Origin of the sequence: Pseudomonas marvdashtae (genome assembly GCF_014268655.2) — a bacterium.
GTDB lineage: Bacteria > Pseudomonadota > Gammaproteobacteria > Pseudomonadales > Pseudomonadaceae > Aquipseudomonas > Aquipseudomonas marvdashtae.
On sequence record NZ_JABWQX020000001.1, the window covers coordinates 1,844,119 to 1,866,147 of the forward strand.

The following is a 22,029-nucleotide window of genomic DNA, read 5'->3' on the forward strand; positions in this document are numbered from 1 at the left end:
AAGCTGGCTCGCCACGTGTTGTGAATAATTATTTAAGCGGCGCTCGGGGAAATACCGTGGAAGCTCCACTATCATTGTCCCCGTTCGCCCAGTGCCTGGCTCTTTACCAGCGCATGGAATGCCGAGGCCGTCGCACTGGGCGAACACCTGCATGGCTTAGCCCGCGACCGGGGAGCGCCAGTCATCGGAGCCTGAGGTGCCACTGACTTCGTGGGTCCAGGTGATCTTGCGGTAGGTGAAGTGGACGTCCTCCAAATGGGTGAAGTGGCTGTTGCCCGGATCCTGGCAATTGAGCATGTAGTCTTTCATGTCGACGATGATCGCATCCTCCAGGGTGGTGGTGTAGTAGTGCTCCTGGGTGCCCGCCGCCGAGGTGCGGTACCACTGGATTTCAACCTTGGTCAGCCGCTCACCGCTGGTCAGGGCTGCGAGCAGCAGCGGCGAGGCTTTGTCGTAGACCTTGGTGATGACCAAAGGCTTGTGTATGCGCTGGCCGGTTGGCTGGCCGGACTGAGGGTCGCGGGGGATGGTGACCTGGTGCTGGAAGCCCTGCACCATGACTTGGTCTTCATGGCCTTCCTGGTAGGTATTACCCACCGAGTCGGCGGTAAATGCGCCGGCTGTGATCAGGCCTTGTTTGGTACCTTCGATGGACATGTAAGCGGGGGTAGCCAATGGATGCTCTCCTTCCTGGATAACTGAAGCCCCGGGGCGCGAATCGCCTCGAGGCGGCTGAGCGTTATCAAGAGCTATGCCATTTTTAAAAATATTAGAAAAATCAAAAGCCTACGTAGATTTATGATTCAGGCATCAGGCCAGAAGCAGTAAATATGCGTAACGGACTGCGCCGTGCAGGACGATCCATTGCCCAAGCAGCACCGGGGGCCTTATTGCCTGGGCAAAACGATCAAGTCCGAGGAGTTTTGATGACACGGTGCGCAGTTTCTTACGCCTTCGTCCTTCGGCCGTTTCCTACGCTTTCAAGGCAAGCCGGCATTCGTCGATGGAGCGCTGTTGCGTCTCGGCATACAACCCCAACTCGTCGATAGTCGCTTGTCCCAGCGCGGCTTCGAACGCGTGTCGATTGGATTGTCCGGCGTAGTGGCTCTGGGCTGTGTCACCCAGGTTCGACTGGAAGATGCCGGCGGCGCTGACGGGCAGGAAATCTTCGTAGACCAAGGGTTCGGCGCGCAGGTATTGCCGCTCCAGCAGGTGTTCCAGGGAGGCCGACTGTTCGATAGTGCCTTTGGCGGCGAGCCCCAGCGGCGTCACGAAATAGCGGAAGTAGGCCAGTGCCTGCCGGCGCAGGTCATCGTGGTTGTCGGGGAACTGGATGAAATGCTCAGCCATCAGCGTGTTGTAGCGTTCGGCATTGGCTTCGTTGGGAAACGCCCCGAGGGCATCGCGCGCGGCGTTCAGCAACTGGTCGTAGAGCGCGCGGCCCTTGGGGGTAAGGGCCGCGCCACGTTGTTCGATCTCGCCAAACCGTGCGCTATGGCTGCCTTGGGACGCGGGCTGGTCGGTGAACGCGACGGGCTCCTCGAGCGCCTTGAAACTGGTCTGGCGCAGCAGGATCGGGCACTGGCGACGGGGCGGTCCTTCGATCACGGCTTTGGGCGTGATGCCATGCACCGGCATCTGGTCCTGGACAATGTCGATGTCCAGGGTGCGCGGCGTCAGATGATTGATATGGGGCCCCTTGAACGCCACCACGTCGGCGATCAGGCGGTGCTGGGCGCTGAGCTGTCGATACTGTTCGGCGGTGACGGTGGCGCTGTGGTGCCAGCGAAAGGTTTCCAAGGCCTGTAGGACGAAGTCCTCGGCCTGGGGTTCGGTCAGGCCACCCTGGCGTTCGGCGAGGTCGATGAGCTCCTGGGCGCTTGGGGTGAAGATTTGCCGTTTAGCCAGCACCGACTCGGCAAAGGCTCGAAGTTCGGTGTTCTCGATCAGCTCCAGGCGCAACAGCGAAGTAAACACTCGGAAGGGGCTGATCTGCAGCGATGTTTCATGCACGGCGCGAAACGCCGTGGAATGCACCGGCACCCCGGCCGGCGTGAGGTCGTAGTAGCCCACCGGCTGCATGCCCATGACCGCGAACAAGCGGCCCAGGGTCGCCAGTTCGGCGGCGGTGCCGACGCGGATGGCGCCGTGGCGCTCCAGGTCCAGGCGCTGCAGTTCGCCGGTATTGCGTAGATGTTCGGCCAGCAGCGGGTCGTCCGCCAGCACCCGGGCGTTGGTGTGCTCCACCAGGTTCATCAATGCGCCGTAGAGCGGCACCTCGTCGCGGTACATGTCGGACATCGCCCTGGAGAAGCGTTGGCGGATCAAGTCGGGGCTGACGAAGCTCATCGTAAGAATTCCTGGCGAAGGCTGTGGGAAAGTTGGACGAAAGATCGCAGCCTTCGCCAGCGCCGACAAACGAAGAATCTTCAGGACTTCATTCTGCCAGGGACTGATCCACCAGCTCGATCCAATGTCGCACGGGCGTGCGACCTGCGCTGTCGAGGTGACTCTGGCAACCGACGTTGGCGGTGACGATCAGCTCCGGGCGGCCGCTTTCCAGCGCGTTCAGGCGGTTGTCGCGCAGCTGTCGGGCCAGGGTCGGTTGGGTCAGCGAATAGGTGCCGGCCGAACCGCAACACAAATGCCCGTCGGGCACCTCGGTCAGGTTGAACCCCAGCCGTGCGAGCAGGGCTTCAACGGTGCCGCCGAGTTTCTGCGCGTGCTGCAAGGTGCAGGGACAATGCACGGCGATGCGCTGGCTCCTGGCGGCGCAGATTTCTTCCAGCGGTTCGTTGCCGAGCACTTGCACCAGGTCCAATGCCCGCTCGCTGACCTGTCGGGCTTTGGCTGCATAGGCGTGGTCGTGTTCCAGCAAATGCCCGTAGTCCTTGATGAACGCCCCACAGCCGCTGGCGGTCTGGACGATCGCTTCGGCACCGTTTTGCAGGTGCGGCCACCAGGCGTCGATGTTGCGGCGGGCGCGGTCCAGTCCGGTTGATTGCGCGTCAAGGTGATAGTCCAGCGCGCCGCAACAGCCGGCTTCTACGCTGGGAATGACGCTGATGCCGAGGCGGTCCAGCACCCGTGCGGCGGCCGCGTTGGTGTTGGGTGACAGGCCCGGCTGCACGCAGCCTTCGAGCATCAGCACCGCGCGAGCGTGTCGCACCGCCGGGCGTTCGCCATGCGGTGCCGCGTCCCGGGGCAACTTGGCAACCAGGTTTGCCGGCAACACCGGACGGAACACTGCGCCCAGGCGCAGCAGCGTCTTGAACCGCTCGGGGCTGCCGGCCAACCCCCGCAGGCCGAGGCGCAGTGCGCGTTGGCTGGGCGGACGAGGCACGGCCGCGTCGACCACGGCGCGGCCGATGTCCAGCAAGTTGTGGTAATCGACGCCGGACGGGCAGGTGGTTTCGCAGTTACGGCACGACAGGCAACGATCCAGGTGCAGTTGGGTGCTCGCGGTGGCAGGCTGGCCTTCGAGCACCTGCTTGATCAGGTAGATGCGTCCGCGCGGACCGTCGAGTTCATCCCCCAGCAACTGATAGGTCGGGCAGGTGGCGTTGCAGAAACCGCAATGCACGCAACTGCGCAGGATCCGCTCGGCTTCTTCGGCACGGGGCAGGCGCTTGCTTTCGTCACTGAACCGAGTCTGCATCTAGAACTCCGCGTACATCCGGCCAGGATTGAACAAACCCTGGGGATCGAGTTGTGCCTTGAGCTGACGGTGATAGCGCAGCAGCGCCGGGGCCAGCGGCTGGAACGGCGTGTTGGTGGCACCTGGACAATAACAGGTGGCATGCCCGCCCAACTCTCGCGCCAGTGTCTGTACCGTGTCGGCATCGGTTTTCAGCCAGCGCTGCGCACCCGCCCAATCGATCAGCTGCGCGCCGGGCAGGGCGAGGGGACCGATATGGTTGGGCAACGACAGGCGCCACAGCGGCAACCCTTCATCGAAGAACGGTAGGCGATGTTCGTTCAGCGCTGTCCAGTATTGATCATCAATGACTTCACCGCCCAGGCGCTGATGCGCCGCGCTGACCGAACCTTCGCCGCCCTCCAGGCGCAAATTCAGACAACCATCCTCATGGCTGGCCGCGCTGAGGGGCAAAGGTTGTCGGCCCCACTCGGCGAGCTTTTCCAGGGCTTCGGCGCTGTCCATCTCCAGGCGAATGCTCAGGTGGTGGCGAGGTTTTGGCAGTACTTTCAGCGAGACTTCGGTGATCACGCCCAGGCAACCGAAACTGCCAGCCAGCAGGCGCGACAGGTCGTAGCCGGCGACGTTTTTCATCACCTCACCGCCAAAACGCAACAACGTGCCATGGCCGCTGATCAGGCGTGTGCCCAGCACATAGTCGCGCACCGAACCGGCCCACGGGCGGCGCGGTCCCGACAGCCCGGCGGCGACCATGCCACCCACCGTGGCTTCTTCGCCGAATCCCGGTGGTTCGCACGGCAGCCGTTGCCCGGCTGCGTCCAAGGCGGCGAGCAGTTCCCGCAACGGGGTTCCGGCCCGGGCGGTGACGACCAGTTCGGTGGGGTCATAGACAACAATGCCGCGATGCACTCGGGTATCGAGCACTTCGCCAGCCACGTCGTGTCCCAGGAAAGCCTTGCTGTTCGAGCCCTGGATGCGCAGCGGCGTGGCATTGGAACGGGCGCGGTTGACCTGCTCCAAGAGCAGGTCGCTGGCGTCACGGTCGACTTCGCCGATCATCAGAAACGCTCCAGTTCAGGAAACGGCAACTGCCCGCCGTGGATGTGCATGGCGCCGAATTCAGCGCAGCGGTGCAGGGTGGGGATGTTCTTGCCAGGGTTGAGCAGGCCGAGGGGATCAAACGCCACTTTCACGGCATGGAACAGGTTCAGTTCGTCGCTGTTGAACTGCGCGCACATCTGGTTGATTTTTTCCCGGCCGACGCCGTGCTCACCGGTGATGCTGCCGCCAACCTGGACGCACAGTTCGAGAATTTTTCCGCCCAAGGCTTCGGCGCGCTCCAGTTCGCCCGGCTGGTTGGCGTCGAAAAGAATCAACGGGTGCATATTGCCGTCGCCGGCATGGAAGACGTTGGCGACCCGCAAACCATACTCGACGCCAAGGCTGGCGATGCGCTGTAGCACTTCGGGCAGGGCGCGTCGGGGAATCGTACCGTCCATGCAGTAATAGTCCGGTGCCAGGCGGCCCACCGCCGGAAACGCATTCTTGCGTCCGGCCCAGAACCGCAGGCGCTCGGCTTCGTCCCGAGCCTGGCGCACCTCGGTCGCCCCGGCCTGTTGCAGGACGTGGCGCACCCGTTCGCAATCGTCTTGGACATCGGCCTCGACCCCGTCCAGTTCGCACAGCAGGATCGCGTCGGCTTCCACCGGGTAACCGGCATGGATGAAATCCTCGGCGGCGCGGATCGCCAGGTTGTCCATCATCTCCAGGCCGCCGGGAATAATGCCGGCGCCGATGATATCCGCCACCGCCCGCCCGGCCTTGTCCACCGAATCGAAACTGGCCATCAACACCTTGGCGACCTGGGGCCGGGGCAGCAACTTGACAGTCACCTCGGTGATGATTCCTAACAATCCTTCGGAACCGGTGAACAACGCCAGCAGGTCCAGGCCCGGCGAGTCCAGGGCTTCGCTGCCCAAGGTCAGGTGTTCGCCTTCGATGGTGAGGATTTCCAGCTTCAACAGGTTGTGCACCGTCAGGCCGTACTTCAGGCAATGCACGCCGCCGGCGTTTTCCGCGACATTGCCACCGATGGAACAGGCGATCTGCGACGAGGGATCCGGCGCGTAGTACAGGCCGAACGGTGCCGCCGCCTGGGAAATCGCCAGGTTGCGTACACCTGGTTGAAGTCGCGCGGTGCGGGCATCGGGGTCGATATGCAGGATCTGATTGAAGCGCGCCATCACCAGTAGCACGCCGCTCTCCAGGGGCAGGGCGCCACCGGACAAACCAGTCCCGGCCCCTCGGGCGACCACCGGGACGTTTTGCCCGTGGCACACCTTGAGCAGGGCCTGTACTTGCTCGACTCGCCGTGGCAACACCACCAGCATCGGCGTGGCGCGATAGGCCGACAATCCGTCGCATTCGTAGGGCCTGAGGTCTTCGTCGCGATGGAGGATTTCCAGGTCCGGGACCTGTGACTGCAAGGTGTGCAGCAGGGCCTGTTTGTCCACTTTGGGCAATGGGCCGTCGAGGTGTTCGTCGTAGAGGATGTTCATTTGGATCGATTCCTCAGATCTTGCAGGGTGCTCATTGCCCCAATCCCTTCAAGAAATCCCGGTACAACGCCGCGGTTTTGCCTGGTCGTTCAACCATCGGCATGTGGCCGACCCCGTCCCAGATCTCCACGCGAAGGTCGGCAATGCCCTTGCTCCAGACCGGTACGCTGCTGACGTCGATCAGTCGGTCCTTGCGTCCCCAGAGCAGCAACGATGGCGCGCGGATGCCAGCCAGGTGTGGCTCCATCGGCGGGCTGGCGCGAAGGTCGACGAAGATTTCCGCCAATTCCTCCCGGCGCTGTTCGTAACGCTGGGCGATCGCTGCCAACACCACGCTGGGCAACCAGGGGGGCGAGGCCATGGTCATGGCGTAGAACGGCGCGAAATCATCCCGCGAATAGACCAGGAACGGGTTGTGCCCGGCAGCCAGGTGACGCTCCATGTCGCTGGGCTCGGGAGCGGTGACGCCGGACGGATCGATCAACGCCAGGGTCAGCACCCGTTCCGGCGAAGTCGCCGCCAGCCATGCCGCGAGATAGCCCCCCATGGAATTGCCGATCACGTGGACCTTGTCCAGGCCACAAGCGTCGAGCAGTTCGATCACCCGTCGGGCCTGGGTCGGGATGTCGTAGCCGCCGCCGGCCTTGAAGCCGGTTTCGCCATGGCCGGCCAGGTCGGGAATCACCACCCGGTATTGGCTGACAAAATGCCGGGCAAAGCGTAGCCAGAGATTCTTGTCGGCGCTGTAGCCGTGCAGCATCAAGATGCTGCCGGACGCTTCATAGGGACCACCCTGCCAGGTCGATACCGTCATTTCACTGATGGGCACGGTGATCTTGTGCAATCGATAGAGGCGTGCTTCCAGGGCCATGCCCAAGTCATACAGCACGTGGCCGATGCCTGGATACGTCAGCCAGCTCCAGGCGATAAACACGGCGAGGACCACCCACAACACCAGCATCTCTTGCCCTCCATGGGTCACGTTAGCGTTTGACCAGCCAGCCTCAGCGACCGATCAGCCTATATAAGTGAAGCTCAAACCTGGGATATAGCGACGACAGGGACACGTCTGCTTTGATACCCGCTGTGTCGGCCAATGAATTCCCTTTCTCATGTATAGCCAAAATCCGCGGCGAGCCACGTTCGCCCGTAAGAATAAATACCCCTTCTTCAGTGATGGCTATTTGACGTCACCCTGATAGACTCCAGTCATCCCATCCCGGCGCTCCGGGAGTCCTGCGGTGCAGAGGCCTCTATGCAAAAAACGGGAAGAAAGGGACTCTCGCTGGCCAGGAGGCTTTACACGTCGCGCATCCTCGGCCTGGCGCTCGGGTTGTTGGTAGTGAGCGCCGCCGTTTATCCCCTCGATCCGGCGCCTTGGGTTTGGGGTTTCATGCTGTTCAATGGCTTGCTCTGGCCACACGTGTCCTATCAGTGGGCCCGCCGTGCGGCGGTGCCGTACCACGCCGAACACCGCAATCTGTTGATCGACGCCTTCCTTGGCGGCTTCTGGGTCGCCGCAATGCAATTCAATCCGCTGCCCACCGCGGTCACGTTGGCGATGATGGCGATGAACAACGTCGCCATCGGTGGCCTGCGTTTTCTGCTGGTCGGCGCCGCAGCCCAAGTGAGCGGTATCGCGCTGGGCGTCTTGATATTCCCGTTGGCCAGCGTGCCCATGACCAGCCCGGCGCAGCTCTACGCCTGTCTGCCGCTGTTGTGCCTTTATCCGCTGGCGCTGGGCTGGATCTGCTTTCGCCAGGCCCACACCCTGGGCCGGCAAAAGCGTGAACTACTGGCCCTGAGCCGTACCGACAGCCTGACCGGCTTGCTCAACCATGGCGCCTGGAAGGACCGACTCAACGAAGAGTTCCAGCGGCACCTGCGTCATCCATCAGACGCAACCCACGGCGCGATTGCGCTGATTGACATCGATCATTTCAAGGCCATCAACGACACCTACGGCCACGGCGCTGGCGACGTGGTGCTGCGCCAGCTCGGCAAGTTGCTCAGGCAAAACCTGCGGGCCACAGACGTGATCGGGCGTTACGGTGGCGACGAATTTTGCGTGATCCTGCCGGACCTGACCCTGCACAACGCCGTTCAGGCCATGGACGGTTTGCGCGAACGTTTTGCAACGCTTGGCTACGACCAGGATCCGACGTTGAAAGTCAGCCTGAGTATTGGCCTGGCGGCATTCAACCCGGCGTATGGCGACGCGACCGCGTGGCTCAACGACGCTGACCAGATGCTTTATGAGGCCAAGACAGGTGGGCGCAACCGGGTTGTCTGTCAGCGACATCGGCTGGTGTTGGAGGCGTCGGCGGTCTAGAGCCTTTGGATATTGTCGGGTAGGGTGCCAAATGACTTCCCCGATGAAACAAGGATGAACTCATGACCGTTACCGCTCTTCGCTCCCGTCTGGCCATCAGTCTCGGCCTGAGCCTGGCCCTTGGCGCCTTCGCCCCCGCTGCCTTCGCGCAGCCCCATCAGCAAGTGCTGGCCGATGCCGAGCAGTACAAGGGCGAGGCCCTGAAACTGTTGGAACGGCTGGTCAATATCGACTCCGGTTCCGGCTATGTGCCGGGTTTGACCCAAGTCGGCGACATTGCGATCGATGAGTTGCAGAAGCTCGGCGCGACCATCGAAAAGGTACCCAATTCGGATGGTACCCAGCATGTCCTGGCGACCTTCAAGGGTACCGGCAAGGCCAGGATCCTCCTGATGGCCCACATGGACACGGTGTTCAAGGAGGGCTCGGCCGCCGAACGCCCGTTCCATATCAAGGATGGCCGGGCCTACGGGCCGGGGGTGATGGACGACAAGGGCGGTATCGTCGCCGGGATTTATGCGTTGAAGGTGCTGAAGAACCTCGACTTCAAGAACTACGCGCAGATTACCTTTCTGCTCGACGCCAGCGAAGAGACCGGCTCGGACGTCGCCACCGACCTGATCAAGAAAACCGCCAAGGCCCATGATGTGACCCTCAATCTTGAGCCGGGTCGTCCGGCTGACGGCCTCGTGGTGTGGCGCAAGGGCAGCGCGACGGCGCTGGTGGAGGTCAAGGGCAAGGCGGCGCACGCCGGTGTCGCGCCGGAACTGGGGCGCAATGCGGCGATGGAAGCGGCACACCAGATTCTGCAACTGGGCAAGCTGGGCGACGCGGAAAAGAAGACCACCATCAACTTCACCGTGCTCAAGGCTGGCGACCGGACCAACGTGATTCCTGACCAGGCCACCGCCAAGGCCGACGTACGCGCAGCGGTGCCGGAAGAATTCGACCGTATCGAAAAAGACCTGGCACGGGTTTCCAAGGACAAGCTGATCGCCGACACCGAAGTGACCACCAGCCTGCAACGCGGCTTGCCACCGATGCCGCAGACGGCCGAGTCGGACCGGTTGATGGCGATGGCGCAGGGTATTTATGGCGAACTGGGGCGCAAACTTACCGAGGAAGGCAGTGGCGGGGCGGCGGACGCCAGCCTTTCCGCCGGTGTGGGCACGCCGACGCTGGATGGCTTTGGCATCGTTGGCGGCAACATCCACACACCGGAGGAGTACGCCGAGGTCGAGAGCGTGGTGCCGCGGATCTATCTGTTGTCGCGGATGATCATGGAGTTGGCGGGGCGGTAGCAGATAGCTGTTCTGAAAGGGTAATGCGGTCTGTTGTGGCGAGGGGATTTATCCCCGCTGGGCTGCGCAGCAGCCCCAAAACCAGGCGTGGCGGTGCAACAGACGAACCGTGCCAGCCGGGTTTACGACTGCTTCGCAGCCGAGCGGGGATAAATCCCCTCGCCACAATAGGGATGCGCTATGGCGGCTAGCGTGCTTCGACGTTATCCAGCGCTCGATTCGCCAGCATTGCACTCAGTTCGATCAGTTGCAGAATGCCCAGGGCGATGTGGCGCCTTGAACCATCCAGGTCGAACGCCAGGTCGCTGACCATGGCGTTGGCCGAGGCGAGGGTTTCGCTGAGGTTGGCAAGCAGGGATTCGGTTTCGACGCCGTTGATGACGGTGAAGAGTGCGCTTGGATTGGCGCCCGGTGGGTTTGGGGTCGCTTTGAACATAGATGAACTCCTTGGTAATTGGAGCTGCAACCCTTTGCTACCAAACATTGGGTGGCGGCTATACGCAGGTTGGTAGACCGGGTACCAAGGCAAACCCAGCGCGCCATAAGGCGCCCCGCGCACAGCCGCCATAAAAAACATGCGGAGCTGTGCGCCTTAGTTTTACCCGGGCTACCAAACCCGATCGCTGATTCTTCAGCGACCGAGCAACAGTAAAGCCCGGCCCCAAGGCGCACAAGCCGGCGGATTCTGGCGTAGTTGTAGGCAATGGCGCAAGACGCGGTGGTTCGGTCTTACGCGGTGGTTGGTGCGATAAACATCCAGGCTTTTGTGGCGAGGGAGCAAGCTCCCTCGCCACGAGGTAAGCGTTTATGCCGACGGGCGTGCTTCGACGTTATCCAGCGCTCGATTCGCCAGCATTGCGCTCAGTTCGATCAGTTGCAGAATGCCCAGGGCAACGTGCCGGCGCGAGCCGTCGAGGTCGAAGGCCAGGTCATTGATCATCGCGTTGGCCGAGGCGAGGGTTTCGCTGAGGTTGGCGAGCAGGGACTCGGTGTCGACGCCGTGGATGATGGTGAAGAGTTGGCTTGGGTCAGCTTCCGGTATGCCGGATTTGGGCTTGAGGTAATAGTCGAGAGCGCGGTCGGCGGCTTTGTCGAATTCTTTTTTGTCGGCGGCGGACGGGTCGGCGTCCGGTGGGTTTGGGGTTACTTTGAACATAATGAAACTCCGATGCGTTGGCTGGAGCCATTACCCTCTCGCTACCAAACGAAGGGTGGTGGCCATACGAAGGTTGGTAGACCGGGCATCGGAGCCGGCGTCTCCGGAGAGACCCTGCGCAGGGCCACCATAAAACGAAGTGCATGATTGCACTTGCAAGAGGTGACGCTATGCACCGACGACCCGGGCTACCAAACCCGATCGCTGATTCTTCAGCGACCGAGCAACAGTAAAGCCCGGCCCCAAGGCGCACAAGCCGGCGGATTCTGGCGTAGTTGTAGGCAATGGCGCAAGACACGGTAGCCCGATCCCACACCGAGGGTAATGCAATAAACATGAGGCTCTTGTAGGGAGGGATTTGTGTTGTGCCGCTGGGCCACACACTCAGTAAACCCAAACCTCTACCCGCCGATTGCGAACCCGTCCTTCGTCTTCATTGTTGGCCGCCACCGGCATCAACGCGCCGAACCCGCGGACCTCGCGCAACGCCACGCCATATTTGACCAGTTCCCGGCGCACTGCCATGGCGCGCAGTTTCGACAGCAGGTCCGCTCGCGCCGGATCGTCCTTGGCGTCGCCAAAACCGACCAGGGTCACGCGCCGGTCGGCTTTGCCGTGCTGCTTTATATAGTCGAGCACGCGCCCCAGGTCTTGATGGGCCTTGTTGTCCAGGCTGGCGCTGCCTTCTTCGAAGCGAAAATTCACGGTCAGGCGTTGGGCATGGCGGCTCAAGGCCTGGTAGCCCTCTGGCATCAGCGCATTCGGGGTGACGGACATGGCGTGGACAGTCTGGGCAATGAAGCCGTTGGCCGCGACGATGGCCTGGCCTTGTTCACTTTGGGTGAAATCGACCAGGGCCTCGGCCCATGGATTGGCTTGCAGCGGCGGCAGATAAAAGAACAAACGCCGGGACAAGGGATAGTCCTCGGTGGCGATCAGGTTGTTCAGCGGCAACATGGGCTGGGAGTCGCCGTCGACAATCGCCAGAGGCTTGGCTTGGCGCACGTAGGGCAAACCGATGAAGCCGATGCCTTGCGGGTCTTGGCTGACAGCGTCCGACAACTGCTCACTGGATTCGAAGCGCTGGGCCGTAGGATCCAGCCTCTTGCCCTGTCGGCTAAGCACCAGCTCCTTGAAGGTGTCATAGGTGCCGGACTGCTCGTCCCTCGCATACAGATGTATCGGCCCGCCAACGCCGCCTACGGCTTCCCAGGTTTTCGCCTCGCCGCTGAAAATGCGCGCCAGTTGAAAGGTGTCGAGCTGACGCAGCGGATTCTGTGGATGGAGAATAATCGCCAGCCCATCGATGGCGATAACCTGCTCGGCCGTCGGACTTTTCAGATCGCCGAGGGCCGACAGGTCCTTCAGCTCGCTGTCCTTGATCGGCCTGGAGGAGGCCGCAAGGTCGGCGCTGGCCTGCTTGAGCGCAGCAAACCCGGTGCTTGAGCCGTGGGCCGCGATGTCGATTTCCACGCGCCGGCCATCCGCGGTTTGCCCGACAATTCGCTGCTCGTTGTCACGGCCGGTTATTTCGGTACTGACATTGAGCAGCCCTTGGGTTTCCATCAGCCCCTTGACCAGGGCTGGCCCCAAGGCCGCGCCGATGGTATTGGAGCCCTGGAGGCGCAGGGCAGGGCCGTGTTCGGGAATGGGCAACTGACCGGCCCATACCAGCAACGGCAGCCAGAGTCCCATGAAAAACACAACGTGCAGCCGCATGCCGGCACCTTCTGAGGCGAGGGAAGTGCCGGAAGATTAAGTCAGTCAGGTTACTGAAACATGACAGGGTTGCGACGCGCCCGGCTCAGCTCAACTGCAACCAGATCGGCGCATGGTCCGAGGGTTTTTCCATGCCCCGCAGTTCGTAGTCCACGCCAGCATCCTGGACCCGTGGCAGCAGGCCCTGGGATGCCAGGATCACGTCGATGCGCAGGCCGCGCTTGGGCTCGTCCTCGAAGCCGCGGCTGCGATAATCGAACCAGCTGAAGCGGTCGGTGACGTCCGGATTCAGGTGGCGAAAACTGTCCACCAGGCCCCAGTTCTTCAGGCGGGCCATCCATTCGCGCTCTTCAGGCAGGAAGCTGCATTTGCCGGTCTTCAACCAGCGCTTCATGTTGTCCGGGCCGATGCCGATGTCACAGTCTTCCGGGGAAATGTTCACGTCGCCCATTACCACCAGCGGCTGGTCGTTGCTGAAGCGCGTTTCCAGCAGTTGCTGCAGATCGTTGTAGAAACGCTCCTTGGCCGGGAATTTGGTGGGGTGGTCGCGGCTTTCACCTTGTGGGAAATAACCGTTCATGATGGTCACCGGCACACCGTTGGCATCGGCGAACGTGCCCCAGATGAACCGCCGCTGGGCGTCTTCGTCGTCGCCTTCGAAGCCTTTGTGCAAAGTCAGCGGCGCCTGGCGCGAGAGCAGGGCAACACCGTAATGGCCCTTTTGCCCGTGGTAGTGCACGTGATAACCGAGGGCCTGCACGTCGGCCAGGGGAAACTGTTCATCGTGGACTTTGGTTTCCTGCAACCCGATCACGTCCGGCTGGTGTTTGTCGATCAGTGCCGCCAGCTGATGTGGGCGGGCGCGCAGGCCGTTGATGTTGAAGGAGACGATCTTCATGGTCGGCTGTCCTGGCAAAACTGCGATGCTAGCTGACATGTGGGAGCGGAGCCAGCGTGGCGGTAGGACAAATGCGCTGCTAATGTCCTTGGCTTGTAGGAACGATCGCAACCCTATCGGGTTCGTACCCAATAAGAGCTGGGCCTCACCGAGCCCCGCCCCGGAGATCCAACGCCATGCCTGACACCGCCATCGCTGATATTCACATGCTCGACAGCGGCTATTCCCGCGAAGCGCGTTCCTTGCTGTACCAGGCCTATCGCCATGAGCCAACCTTCAGCTACCTGTTCGAGTCCGAACGCCCCGGTTACGAACAGCGGGTAAGGGCGACCGTGCGTGAGCTGGTCAAGCAGCATTTCCTCCAGGATCTGCCGGCGATCGGCCTGTTGGTGAACGACCGCCTGGTCGGCATCGCGTTGATTGCCCCGCCGCAGCGGCGCCTGGGCATTACCGAAAGTTGGGCCTGGCGCCTGCGCATGGTCTTGAGCACGGGGTTTCGCTGCACTCGGCGTTACCTGGAATATCACGCGGCGGTGCTGGCCTGCCTGCCGTCGGACTCGGTTCATGTCTTGCCGCTGCTGGGGGTTCATCCGCAGTTCCAAGGCAAACACTACGGCGAGCAGTTGCTTGAGGCGGTTCATAACTGGTGCGCGGTGGACGAGCATTCCCAAGGCGTGGTGCTGGACACCGGCAACCCCCGTTACCTGGAATTTTATAAACGCCAGGGTTATGAAGAAATCGGCGAAGTGGCGGTAGGACCGATCCGAGAGCATGTGTTCTTTCATGCCAACCCGCAGGTTCTGCAGAGCGCGACGGCTTAATCGGACGAACTTTTGGGAATCGTCCGGCTCTATCAGGCTCCCCACCTCGTGTTAGCATCCGCGCCATGAATTTCCCAGGACGAATGACCAGTGGCGCGCTCTTGCTGTCCCTCAGCTGCGCGGCGCTGGCCCAAAGTGAATTGGACGTACGGGTCAAACCGTCCAATGACGCACTCAAGGCCAACATAGAAGGTTATATCGGTGGCCTGGGCGATCGTGACGAAGATGCATTACTGCGCTTCAGTCGCGGCGCCGAGGAGCAGGCGCGCAAAGCGGCCCAGGCGCTGGGCTACTACCAACCGCAAATCGACAGCGAGGTGCAGGTTGGCAAGGCCCCGCGCCTGATCCTCACCATCGACCCCGGCGAGCCGGTGCATCTGCGCAACGTCACGATCCGCATTGATGGCCCGGCGGCGTCCCTCAAGGCTTTTCGCGTGCCTGACAACGCGGGCCTCAAGTCGGGCGCGGTGCTCAATCACGGCCGCTATGAAGACGCCAAGCGGACGATCCAGAACCAGGCTTCGCGGTATGGTTTTTTCAGTGGGCGATTCGTCAGCCAGGCATTGCGCGTGGACCCGCAAGCCGGCATCGCCGATATCGAACTGATCTATGACAGCGGCCCGCGTTATGCCCTCGGCCCGGTCAGCTTCGAGGGCGACACGCCGTTCGACGAAGACCTGCTGCGGCGCATGGTGCCGTTCAAGGCCGGCGCGCCGTACGATTCCGAACTCATTGCCGAACTCAACCAGGCGCTGCAATCGAGCGGTTATTTCGAGGGCGTCCGCGTGGACGCGGCGCCCACCGCCGCCACCGACAATGTGATCCCGGTGGCGGTCAAGCTCGAGACTCGCAAGCCTCGGACCATGGGGCTCGGCCTGGGTTTTTCCACCGACGTCGGCCCTCGGGCCAAGGCCAACTGGACGCGGCACTGGGTCAATCCCCAGGGCCACAGCTACGGCTGGGAAGCGGAAGTGTCGGCGCCCCGGCAGAATATCGGCCTGTGGTATGACGTGCCGCTGGACCCGCCGCTGACCGACAAGTTGCGCTACGCCGGCGGCTATCAATATGAAGAATTGTCCGGCACCGACACCCTCAGCAAATTACTGACCGTGGGGCCGGAATGGCACAGCAAGTTGCCCAGCGGTTGGCAGCGGGTGGTGTCGCTCAAGTGGCAGCGCGAGGAATATCGCCTTGGCGACGATTCGGGCCTGAGCACGCTGCTGATGCCAGGCGTCAGCTATTCGTACCTGCGCAGTGATAACCGCATCGACCCCCATCACGGCTACCGCCTGCAGTTCGACACCAAGGTCGCCAAGGAAGGGCTGGGCTCGGACAATAATCTTTTGTATGGCACCGCCATGGTCAAGGGCCTGACCACCGTGTTCGACAAGCACCGCCTGCTGGCGCGGGCCCAGATCGGCGGCAGCGCCACCAATGGCTACAAGTCCATTCCGCCGTCGCTGCGCTTTTTCGCCGGTGGCGATCAGAGCGTGCGGGGCTACGACTACCAGAGCCTGTCGCCGGAAAACTCCGAGGGTGATCGCGTCGGTGGTCGCTACATGGTGGCGGGCAGCCTCGAGTATCAGTATTCAGTTGCGGAAAAATGGCGGGTGGCAACGTTTGTCGACCAGGGCAACTCTTTTAACAGTCTCGATCTGCCCAGCCTCAAGACCGGCGTGGGCGTCGGTGTACGCTGGGTGTCACCGGTCGGCCCGATCCGCCTCGACCTGGCCCATGCGCTGGACGACGACGGCGGCATTCGATTGCACTTTTCCATGGGGCCTGAGCTGTGAAGCGCGGTTTGAAGGTAACGCTGCTGGCACTCGCCGGGTTGCTGGCGGCGGTCGTACTGGTCCTGGGCATCCTGCTCGGCACGGCGTTCGGCAGTCGTTGGGCTATCGGCCTGGTACCCGGGCTGACAGTGGAGAATTTCCAGGGGCGACTGGGCGGGCAGTGGAGCGCCGACCATGTGCTGTGGCAGCAGGACGCCAGCCGGGTAGAGCTGGATCGGCCGGTTTTGGCCTGGTCGCCGTTGTGCCTGCTGCGCATGACGTTGTGTATCGAACAACTCAAGGCCGAGCGGATCGCCCTGCAATTGCCGGCCTCCGCCGATGAACCGAGCGCAGGTCCGATCAGCTTGCCGGATCTGGACTTGCCGTTGGCGATCGAACTGGGTGACGTGCAGATTGGCAGTGTGACGTTCAACGGCAGCGAACAGCTCAAGGGCCTGAAACTGGCGGCTCATTGGACCGCCGAGGGTTTGCAGATCGATTCGCTGCAATTGCAGCGCGACGAACTGAGCCTGAATCTGTCCGGCCTGTTGCAGCCGCGTGGCGATTGGCCGTTGAGCGCTGCTGGCCGGTTGACCTTGCCGGCACCGGGCGCGACGCCGTGGTCGCTGGAGCTGAAAGTCAGTGGCGATCTGCTCAAGACCCTCGACCTCAGCGCCGACAGCCTTGGCTATCTGCAAGGCCATCTGGCCGGCGAGCTGCAACCACTGGCGGACAACCTGCCGGCGAAGGTGCGCATCACCGCCGACGGGTTCAAGGCCAGCGCCGAGCTGCCGGACACGCTGGTGCTCAATCAGCTGGAGCTGACCGGCGAAGGCAATCTGAAAGACGGCTACCAACTCCTCGGCAAGGCGACCCTGCCTGCCGAAAAAGGGCCCGTGGTGTTGGTGCTCCAAGGCAAGGTGGACGCCAACGGTGCACAAATCGCCGGCTTGGATCTAGATGCTGGCGAGCAGCAAAGCGTCAAGCTCTCCGGGCAATTGGATTGGCACGAAGGCCTGAGTGCCGATGCGAAAGTCGCCTGGCTGGATTTCCCCTGGCATCGCCTCTATCCGCTGATCGACGAGCCGCAAGTCACGTTGCGTCGTTTCAACGGCGAAGTTTCCTACACCGACGGCCAGTACTTGGGCAATTTCCAGGCAGCGCTGGACGGGCCCGCCGGGGCGTTCAACCTGAGCAGTCCATTCAGCGGCAACCTGGCGCAAATCCATTTGCCGCAGCTCAAGCTCGACGCGGGGCAGGGCAAAGCCGAAGGGCATCTGAACCTGCAGTTTGCCGACGGCATCGCGTGGGACACCGCGTTGCAATTGTCATCCCTCAATCCGGCGTATTGGCTCGCGGAGCTGCCTGGCACCTTGGCCGGACCTCTACGCAGCCAGGGCTCAATCAAAGACGATGCCCTCAGCTTGGACGCCAACCTGGACCTGAAGGGAAAACTGCGCGGCCAACCGGCGCTGTTCCAGGCCACCGCGGCAGGGGCAGGCGAGCAATGGAACCTCAGCGCGCTGGATATCCGCCTGGGCGATAACCGCATCAACGGCAGCGCCAACCTGCAACAGAAACTGACCGGCCAGATCGATATCAAACTCTCGCGGCTGGCCCAACTCTGGCCGCGATTGCGCGGGCAGGTCATGGGGCGTCTCGACTTGGCGGGGACACTCAAGGCCCCTCAAGGCAAGCTCGGCGTACAAGGCACCCAGCTGGGATTCCAGGACAATCATCTGCAAAACCTGAGGGTAGACGCGACGCTCGACAACACCCAACGGGGCAAAGTCGATCTCAAGGCCAGCGGCATCCGGGCCGGTGAAACGTCGCTGGGTGCCTTGACGGTCAGCGGACAAGGCGACATCAAACAGCAAAGACTCAACCTGGATCTACAAGGGCCGCAGCTTGAAACCACCTTGGCCCTGGATGGCGCGCTCGACCAAGGCAACTGGCGTGGACGCCTGTCCAATGGCGACATACAGGCGGGCGGCCAAGCCTGGCGCTTGCAGGCTCCGGCCAAGCTGGAACGTTTGGCCAACGGTACGCTGAACTTCGGCGCCCATTGCTGGCGTTCCGGCCAGGCCAGCTTGTGTGGCGAAGACCAGCGGCTGATGCCGGAGCCGAAGCTGCGCTATCACCTCAAGCAGTTCCCGATTGAAAGCCTGGCCCAGTGGATGCCCAAGGACTTTGCCTGGCAAGGGAGGCTCAACGCCGATCTGCAACTGGACTTGCCGGCCAGCGGCCCGAACGGCCGTGTGCTGGTGGATGCCAGCGGCGGTACCTTACGGATTCGAGACAAAGAGCAGTGGCTGGATTTCCCGTACCAGACCCTGACGCTGAACAGCCGCCTGACACCCACGCGCATCGATACGGACCTGGTTTTTGCCGGGGCGAGGCTCGGCGAATTGACGCTCCAGGCGCGGATCAACCCGTTGCCGGCCAATAAACCCTTGAGCGGTTCGTTTCGACTCAGTGGCCTGGATCTGTCGGTCGCCCGGCCATTCGTGCCGATGGTGGAAACCCTGGCCGGTCACCTGAACGGCAGCGGCACCTTATCCGGCGGATTGCTCGCGCCGCAGGTCAACGGCAGTTTGCTGCTCAGCGACGGCGAAGTGTCCGGCCCGGAACTGCCGATCAGCCTCGAAGCCCTGCAACTGCGCGCAATGATCGCCGGCGAAACGATCAGGCTCGACGGCGGCTGGAAAAGTGGCAAGAACGGGCAGGGCAGCTTGACGGGCACCATTGGCTGGGGCGAGGCCTTGTCCATGGACCTTGCCCTCAAGGGCTCGCAACTGCCGGTCACGGTGGAACCCTACGCGGTGCTCGATGTGGCGCCGGACCTGAATGTCACGATGCAGGGCGAGCGACTTTCGATTGCCGGCAAGGTCCTGGTGCCCAAGGGCGACATCACCATTCGCGAATTGCCGCCATCCACCGTCAAGGTTTCGGATGACACGATCATCGTCGGCCGCCAGACCGAAGAGGGCAAGGCACCGATCGCCATGGCGATGGACATCGACGTGATCGTCGGCCAGGAAAAGCTCGCCTTCTCGGGCTTCGGCCTGACAGCCAACGTGCAGGGCCAGGTGCACATCGGTGACAACCTGGACACTCGCGGCGAACTCTGGCTCAACGACGGTCGCTATCGAGCCTATGGGCAACGGTTGACGGTGCGCCGGGCGCGCTTGTTGTTCGCCGGGCCCATCGACCAGCCCTACCTCGACATTGAGGCGGTTCGCCAGACCGATGACGTGATTGCCGGCATTCGCTTGAGCGGCAGCGCCGAGCAACCGACCACGCAGATCTTCTCGGAGCCGGCCATGAACCAGGAGCAAGCGTTGTCCTATCTGGTACTGGGCCGACCCTTGAGCACCACGGGCGAGGACAACAACATGCTTGCCCAGGCGGCCTTGGGCCTGGGCTTGATGGGCAGCTCCGGCGTGACCACCAGCCTGGCGAACAACCTTGGGATCGAGGATTTCCAACTCGACACCCAGGGCAGCGGCAACGAAACCAGCGTGGTCGCCAGCGGCAACCTGTCGGAAAAACTCAGCCTGCGCTACGGCGTCGGGGTGTTTGAACCTGCCAATACCATTGCCCTGCGCTACAAGCTGAGCAAGAAGGTCTACCTCGAAGCCGCCAGCGGCGTCGCCAGTTCGCTGGATATCTTCTACAAACGCGATTTCTAAAGCCTTCCCGCAAGAACTGCCTGTGGCAGCTCGCTACCACGGATGCGTTCGCGTTGGTCCGGCTATGTATAGGTAGCTAACTATTTGTTTGACATTTGCTGCCTAAGCAGTAATATCTCGACATACATTCACTGCCTAGGCAGCAAACCGTCTTCAGATAACGGTATCCAGATGAAGCATTTCACCCCGGACGAATTCCACAATTGCCATCTCGGCATGCTCCTCGGTCGCGCCGCGTTGCTCAAGGACCGGATCATCGACACCCACATGGAGCCCGTCGGCATCACCGCCGCGCAGTTCAAGGTGCTGATCATCATGGCCCAGCACGGCATCGATACGCCGGTCGAGCTGTGCCGATACCTGTCGCTGGACAGTGGCTCGATGACCCGGATGCTCGATCGCCTGGAGCAGAAGGGCTTTCTGGTTCGGCAGCGCTCGGCAGAGGATCGTCGCCAAGTCCGGCTGGTGTTGACCGACGCCGGCCAGGCCCTCGCCGATCGCCTGCCGTTTATCGGTGCCGACGCCATGAATCAATTGGCGTGCGCCATCAGCCGCGAGGAGCTGCAAACCCTCGAAGACATCCTCAAGAAAATACTGCTCGCCGCCGGTGATCCCATCACCGTCCTGCGATTGGGGGAAAAATGAAACGTCAAACCTTGCGTGCCCGCTTGGGCCTGGTGCTGCTGGCCATGAGCCTCGCCGGGTGCGCCAGCTACAGCGGCCTGGAAACCGAAGGGGTGAGCCTGGAGGCCAAGAGCCTCCAGGCTGGTCAATCGCTGACGGGCGTCACCTTGTCGCCGGCCTCGTGGCCAAAAAGCGATTGGTGGAAAAGCCTCGGCGACCCGCAACTCGACGGCCTGATCCGTGAAGCCCTGCGCGACAGCCCGGACATGCAAATCGCCAGCGCCCGGGCCCACCAGGCCAGCGCCGCTGCCTATGCCGCCAACGCCGCGCGCATGCCGACCCTGGATGCCAGCGGCAGTGTCAGCCGTTCGCGCCTGGCCCGTGACCAAGACCCGCAAGGGCGGGGCGGGGCCTACAGCACGCTGCGTTCGCTGAGCGTGGATTTCAACTACAACTTCGACCTCTGGGGCGGCCAGCGGGCTGCCTGGGAAGCTGCCCTCGGCCAGGCCCGCGCCGCCGAAATCGACCGCCAGGCCGCGCAACTGACCCTGGCCGCCGACGTGGCCCGTGCCTACAGCGACTTGGGGCAGGCCCACATCATTTATGACTTGGCCAACGAAGACCTCAAGCGCACGCGGCAGATGCTCGACCTGGGCAAGCGTCGTCTGAGCGCCGGGATCGACAGCGAATATCAATTCCAGCAGACCGAAAGCCTGGAGGCGAGTGCCGATGCAACCCTGATCGACGCGGAAAAACGCCTGCAAAGCGCGAAAATCGCCTTGGCCGTATTGTTGGGCAAGGGGCCTGATCGTGGCAACGAAATCGCCCGGCCCAACGTCCTCCAAGCCAGTGCGGTGGCCTTGCCGTCGAACCTGCCGGCCGAGTTGCTGGGCCGCCGTCCGGACCTGGTCGCGGCGCGCTGGCGGGTCGAGGCGGCGAGCAAGAATATCGAGGCCGGCAAGACCAACTTCTACCCCAACCTCAACCTGAGCGCGGCGGCGGGTGTGCAATCGTTGCTGGGCGACGCGATGTTTGGCTCGGCCAGCCGTTTCTTCAACGTAGCGCCGACCGTGTCGCTGCCGATTTTCGACGGCGGTCGCTTGCGGGCGGACCTCGATGCCCGGGACGCCGATTACGACTTGGCGGTGGCGCAATACAACAAGAGCTTGGTGTCGGCTCTCGGCGATGTCAGCGACACCATCAACCAGTTGCGCGATATCGGGCGACAGATCGGTGCCCAGCAACATGCCGTCGATATCGCCCAGAACTCTTACGACACCGTGGTCCAGCGCTACGGCTCAGGCATCGGCAATTACCTGGACGTGTTGAGCATCGAGCAGCAATTGCTCCAGGCCCAGCGCCAACTGGCGACCCTCAATGCCGAGCAGATCGATTTGTCGATCCAACTGATGCAGGCCCTGGGCGGTGGTTTCGAGACCCAAACCGTGGCCTCGGCCACACCGGCCACCACCGCGCCGACCCACTGATTCGAGGTACT

17 protein-coding genes are annotated in these 22,029 nt (G+C 62.4%); 7 read left to right on the forward strand and 10 right to left on the reverse strand.

From position 1 onward, the window contains the following. Window positions 1-156: 156 nt before the first annotated feature. The 6 genes from HU742_RS08510 to HU742_RS08535 form a co-directional block, all read right to left on the reverse strand. Window positions 157-675, reverse strand: a complete 519-nt coding sequence (locus HU742_RS08510) for an Hcp family type VI secretion system effector (protein ID WP_186609502.1) — start codon at window positions 673-675, stop codon at window positions 157-159. A gap of 297 nt (window positions 676-972) precedes the next feature. After that, window positions 973-2,349 (reverse strand): 2-oxoadipate dioxygenase/decarboxylase HglS, encoded by a 1,377-nt coding sequence (hglS, locus tag HU742_RS08515; RefSeq protein WP_186642220.1) that lies wholly within the window; start codon window positions 2,347-2,349, stop codon window positions 973-975. Window positions 2,350-2,437: 88 nt separating this feature from the next. Continuing rightward, complete coding sequence (gene glcF / locus HU742_RS08520) at window positions 2,438-3,658, reverse strand: glycolate oxidase subunit GlcF (RefSeq protein WP_186642221.1); 1,221 nt, start codon at window positions 3,656-3,658, stop codon at window positions 2,438-2,440. Continuing rightward, complete coding sequence (gene glcE, locus HU742_RS08525; protein WP_186642222.1) at window positions 3,659-4,717, reverse strand: glycolate oxidase subunit GlcE; 1,059 nt, start codon at window positions 4,715-4,717, stop codon at window positions 3,659-3,661. Continuing rightward, window positions 4,717-6,216, reverse strand: coding sequence for a glycolate oxidase subunit GlcD (gene glcD, locus HU742_RS08530; RefSeq protein WP_186642223.1), 1,500 nt, complete (start codon window positions 6,214-6,216; stop codon window positions 4,717-4,719). The genes glcE and glcD overlap by 1 nt, the downstream gene beginning before the upstream one ends. 31 nt (window positions 6,217-6,247) lie before the next feature. After that, window positions 6,248-7,177 (reverse strand): alpha/beta fold hydrolase, encoded by a 930-nt coding sequence (locus tag HU742_RS08535; protein WP_186637863.1) that lies wholly within the window; start codon window positions 7,175-7,177, stop codon window positions 6,248-6,250. Window positions 7,178-7,471: 294 nt separating this feature from the next. Between HU742_RS08535 and HU742_RS08540 the strand changes: the two genes are divergently transcribed. After that, window positions 7,472-8,548 (forward strand): diguanylate cyclase, encoded by a 1,077-nt coding sequence (locus tag HU742_RS08540; RefSeq protein ID WP_186642224.1) that lies wholly within the window; start codon window positions 7,472-7,474, stop codon window positions 8,546-8,548. Window positions 8,549-8,610: 62 nt separating this feature from the next. After that, window positions 8,611-9,849, forward strand: a complete 1,239-nt coding sequence (locus HU742_RS08545) for a M20/M25/M40 family metallo-hydrolase (protein ID WP_186642225.1) — start codon at window positions 8,611-8,613, stop codon at window positions 9,847-9,849. 187 nt (window positions 9,850-10,036) lie between these two features. Here HU742_RS08545 and HU742_RS08550 read toward each other — a convergent pair whose 3' ends face one another. From HU742_RS08550 to xthA, 4 genes are all read right to left on the reverse strand, one after another. Further along, window positions 10,037-10,333: a DUF6124 family protein gene (locus HU742_RS08550; RefSeq protein ID WP_437179877.1), complete on the reverse strand. Its 297-nt coding sequence runs from the start codon at window positions 10,331-10,333 to the stop codon at window positions 10,037-10,039. Window positions 10,334-10,654: 321 nt separating this feature from the next. Next, window positions 10,655-11,005, reverse strand: coding sequence for a DUF6124 family protein (locus HU742_RS08555; RefSeq protein ID WP_186637852.1), 351 nt, complete (start codon window positions 11,003-11,005; stop codon window positions 10,655-10,657). 384 nt (window positions 11,006-11,389) lie between these two features. Then, on the reverse strand, window positions 11,390-12,724 hold the full coding sequence (locus tag HU742_RS08560) for a substrate-binding domain-containing protein (RefSeq protein ID WP_186637851.1): 1,335 nt from the start codon (window positions 12,722-12,724) through the stop codon (window positions 11,390-11,392). An 85-nt stretch (window positions 12,725-12,809) separates the two neighbouring features. Further along, window positions 12,810-13,622 carry an exodeoxyribonuclease III gene (gene xthA, locus HU742_RS08565; protein WP_186637849.1) on the reverse strand — a complete coding sequence of 271 codons (813 nt, stop codon included), beginning with the start codon at window positions 13,620-13,622 and terminating at the stop codon, window positions 12,810-12,812. A 176-nt stretch (window positions 13,623-13,798) separates the two neighbouring features. Here xthA and HU742_RS08570 point away from each other — a divergent pair, with 176 nt between their 5' ends. The 5 genes from HU742_RS08570 (at window position 13,799) to HU742_RS08590 (ending at window position 22,018) form a co-directional block, all read left to right on the forward strand. Beyond that, complete coding sequence (locus tag HU742_RS08570; RefSeq protein WP_186642227.1) at window positions 13,799-14,443, forward strand: GNAT family N-acetyltransferase; 645 nt, start codon at window positions 13,799-13,801, stop codon at window positions 14,441-14,443. A 65-nt stretch (window positions 14,444-14,508) separates the two neighbouring features. After that, entirely contained in the window at window positions 14,509-16,236 is a 1,728-nt protein-coding gene (locus tag HU742_RS08575; RefSeq protein ID WP_186642228.1) for an autotransporter assembly complex protein TamA, read from the forward strand. Continuing rightward, window positions 16,233-19,907: a translocation/assembly module TamB domain-containing protein gene (locus HU742_RS08580; RefSeq protein ID WP_186642229.1), complete on the forward strand. Its 3,675-nt coding sequence runs from the start codon at window positions 16,233-16,235 to the stop codon at window positions 19,905-19,907. The genes HU742_RS08575 and HU742_RS08580 overlap by 4 nt, the downstream gene beginning before the upstream one ends. Window positions 19,908-20,078: 171 nt before the next feature. Then, window positions 20,079-20,552: a MarR family winged helix-turn-helix transcriptional regulator gene (locus tag HU742_RS08585; protein ID WP_186609469.1), complete on the forward strand. Its 474-nt coding sequence runs from the start codon at window positions 20,079-20,081 to the stop codon at window positions 20,550-20,552. Beyond that, window positions 20,549-22,018: an efflux transporter outer membrane subunit gene (locus HU742_RS08590; RefSeq protein ID WP_186642230.1), complete on the forward strand. Its 1,470-nt coding sequence runs from the start codon at window positions 20,549-20,551 to the stop codon at window positions 22,016-22,018. The genes HU742_RS08585 and HU742_RS08590 overlap by 4 nt, the downstream gene beginning before the upstream one ends. The last annotated feature ends 11 nt before the right edge of the window (window positions 22,019-22,029 follow it).

Bases quoted from the DNA above. Each gene is read 5' to 3' on its own strand.
- HU742_RS08550 (WP_437179877.1), bottom strand. From the start codon at position 10,333: ATGTTTGGTAGCAAAGGGTTGCAGCTCCAATTACCAAGGAGTTCATCT.
- glcD (WP_186642223.1), bottom strand. From the start codon at position 6,216: ATGAACATCCTCTACGACGAACACCTCGACGGCCCATTGCCCAAAGTG.
- glcF (WP_186642221.1), bottom strand. From the start codon at position 3,658: ATGCAGACTCGGTTCAGTGACGAAAGCAAGCGCCTGCCCCGTGCCGAA.
- HU742_RS08545 (WP_186642225.1), top strand. From the start codon at position 8,611: ATGACCGTTACCGCTCTTCGCTCCCGTCTGGCCATCAGTCTCGGCCTG.
- HU742_RS08560 (WP_186637851.1), bottom strand. From the start codon at position 12,724: ATGCGGCTGCACGTTGTGTTTTTCATGGGACTCTGGCTGCCGTTGCTG.
- xthA (WP_186637849.1), bottom strand. From the start codon at position 13,622: ATGAAGATCGTCTCCTTCAACATCAACGGCCTGCGCGCCCGCCCACAT.
- glcE (WP_186642222.1), bottom strand. From the start codon at position 4,717: ATGATCGGCGAAGTCGACCGTGACGCCAGCGACCTGCTCTTGGAGCAG.
- HU742_RS08535 (WP_186637863.1), bottom strand. From the start codon at position 7,177: ATGCTGGTGTTGTGGGTGGTCCTCGCCGTGTTTATCGCCTGGAGCTGG.
- hglS (WP_186642220.1), bottom strand. From the start codon at position 2,349: ATGAGCTTCGTCAGCCCCGACTTGATCCGCCAACGCTTCTCCAGGGCG.
- HU742_RS08540 (WP_186642224.1), top strand. From the start codon at position 7,472: ATGCAAAAAACGGGAAGAAAGGGACTCTCGCTGGCCAGGAGGCTTTAC.
- HU742_RS08570 (WP_186642227.1), top strand. From the start codon at position 13,799: ATGCCTGACACCGCCATCGCTGATATTCACATGCTCGACAGCGGCTAT.
- HU742_RS08555 (WP_186637852.1), bottom strand. From the start codon at position 11,005: ATGTTCAAAGTAACCCCAAACCCACCGGACGCCGACCCGTCCGCCGCC.
- HU742_RS08575 (WP_186642228.1), top strand. From the start codon at position 14,509: ATGAATTTCCCAGGACGAATGACCAGTGGCGCGCTCTTGCTGTCCCTC.
- HU742_RS08590 (WP_186642230.1), top strand. From the start codon at position 20,549: ATGAAACGTCAAACCTTGCGTGCCCGCTTGGGCCTGGTGCTGCTGGCC.
- HU742_RS08585 (WP_186609469.1), top strand. From the start codon at position 20,079: ATGAAGCATTTCACCCCGGACGAATTCCACAATTGCCATCTCGGCATG.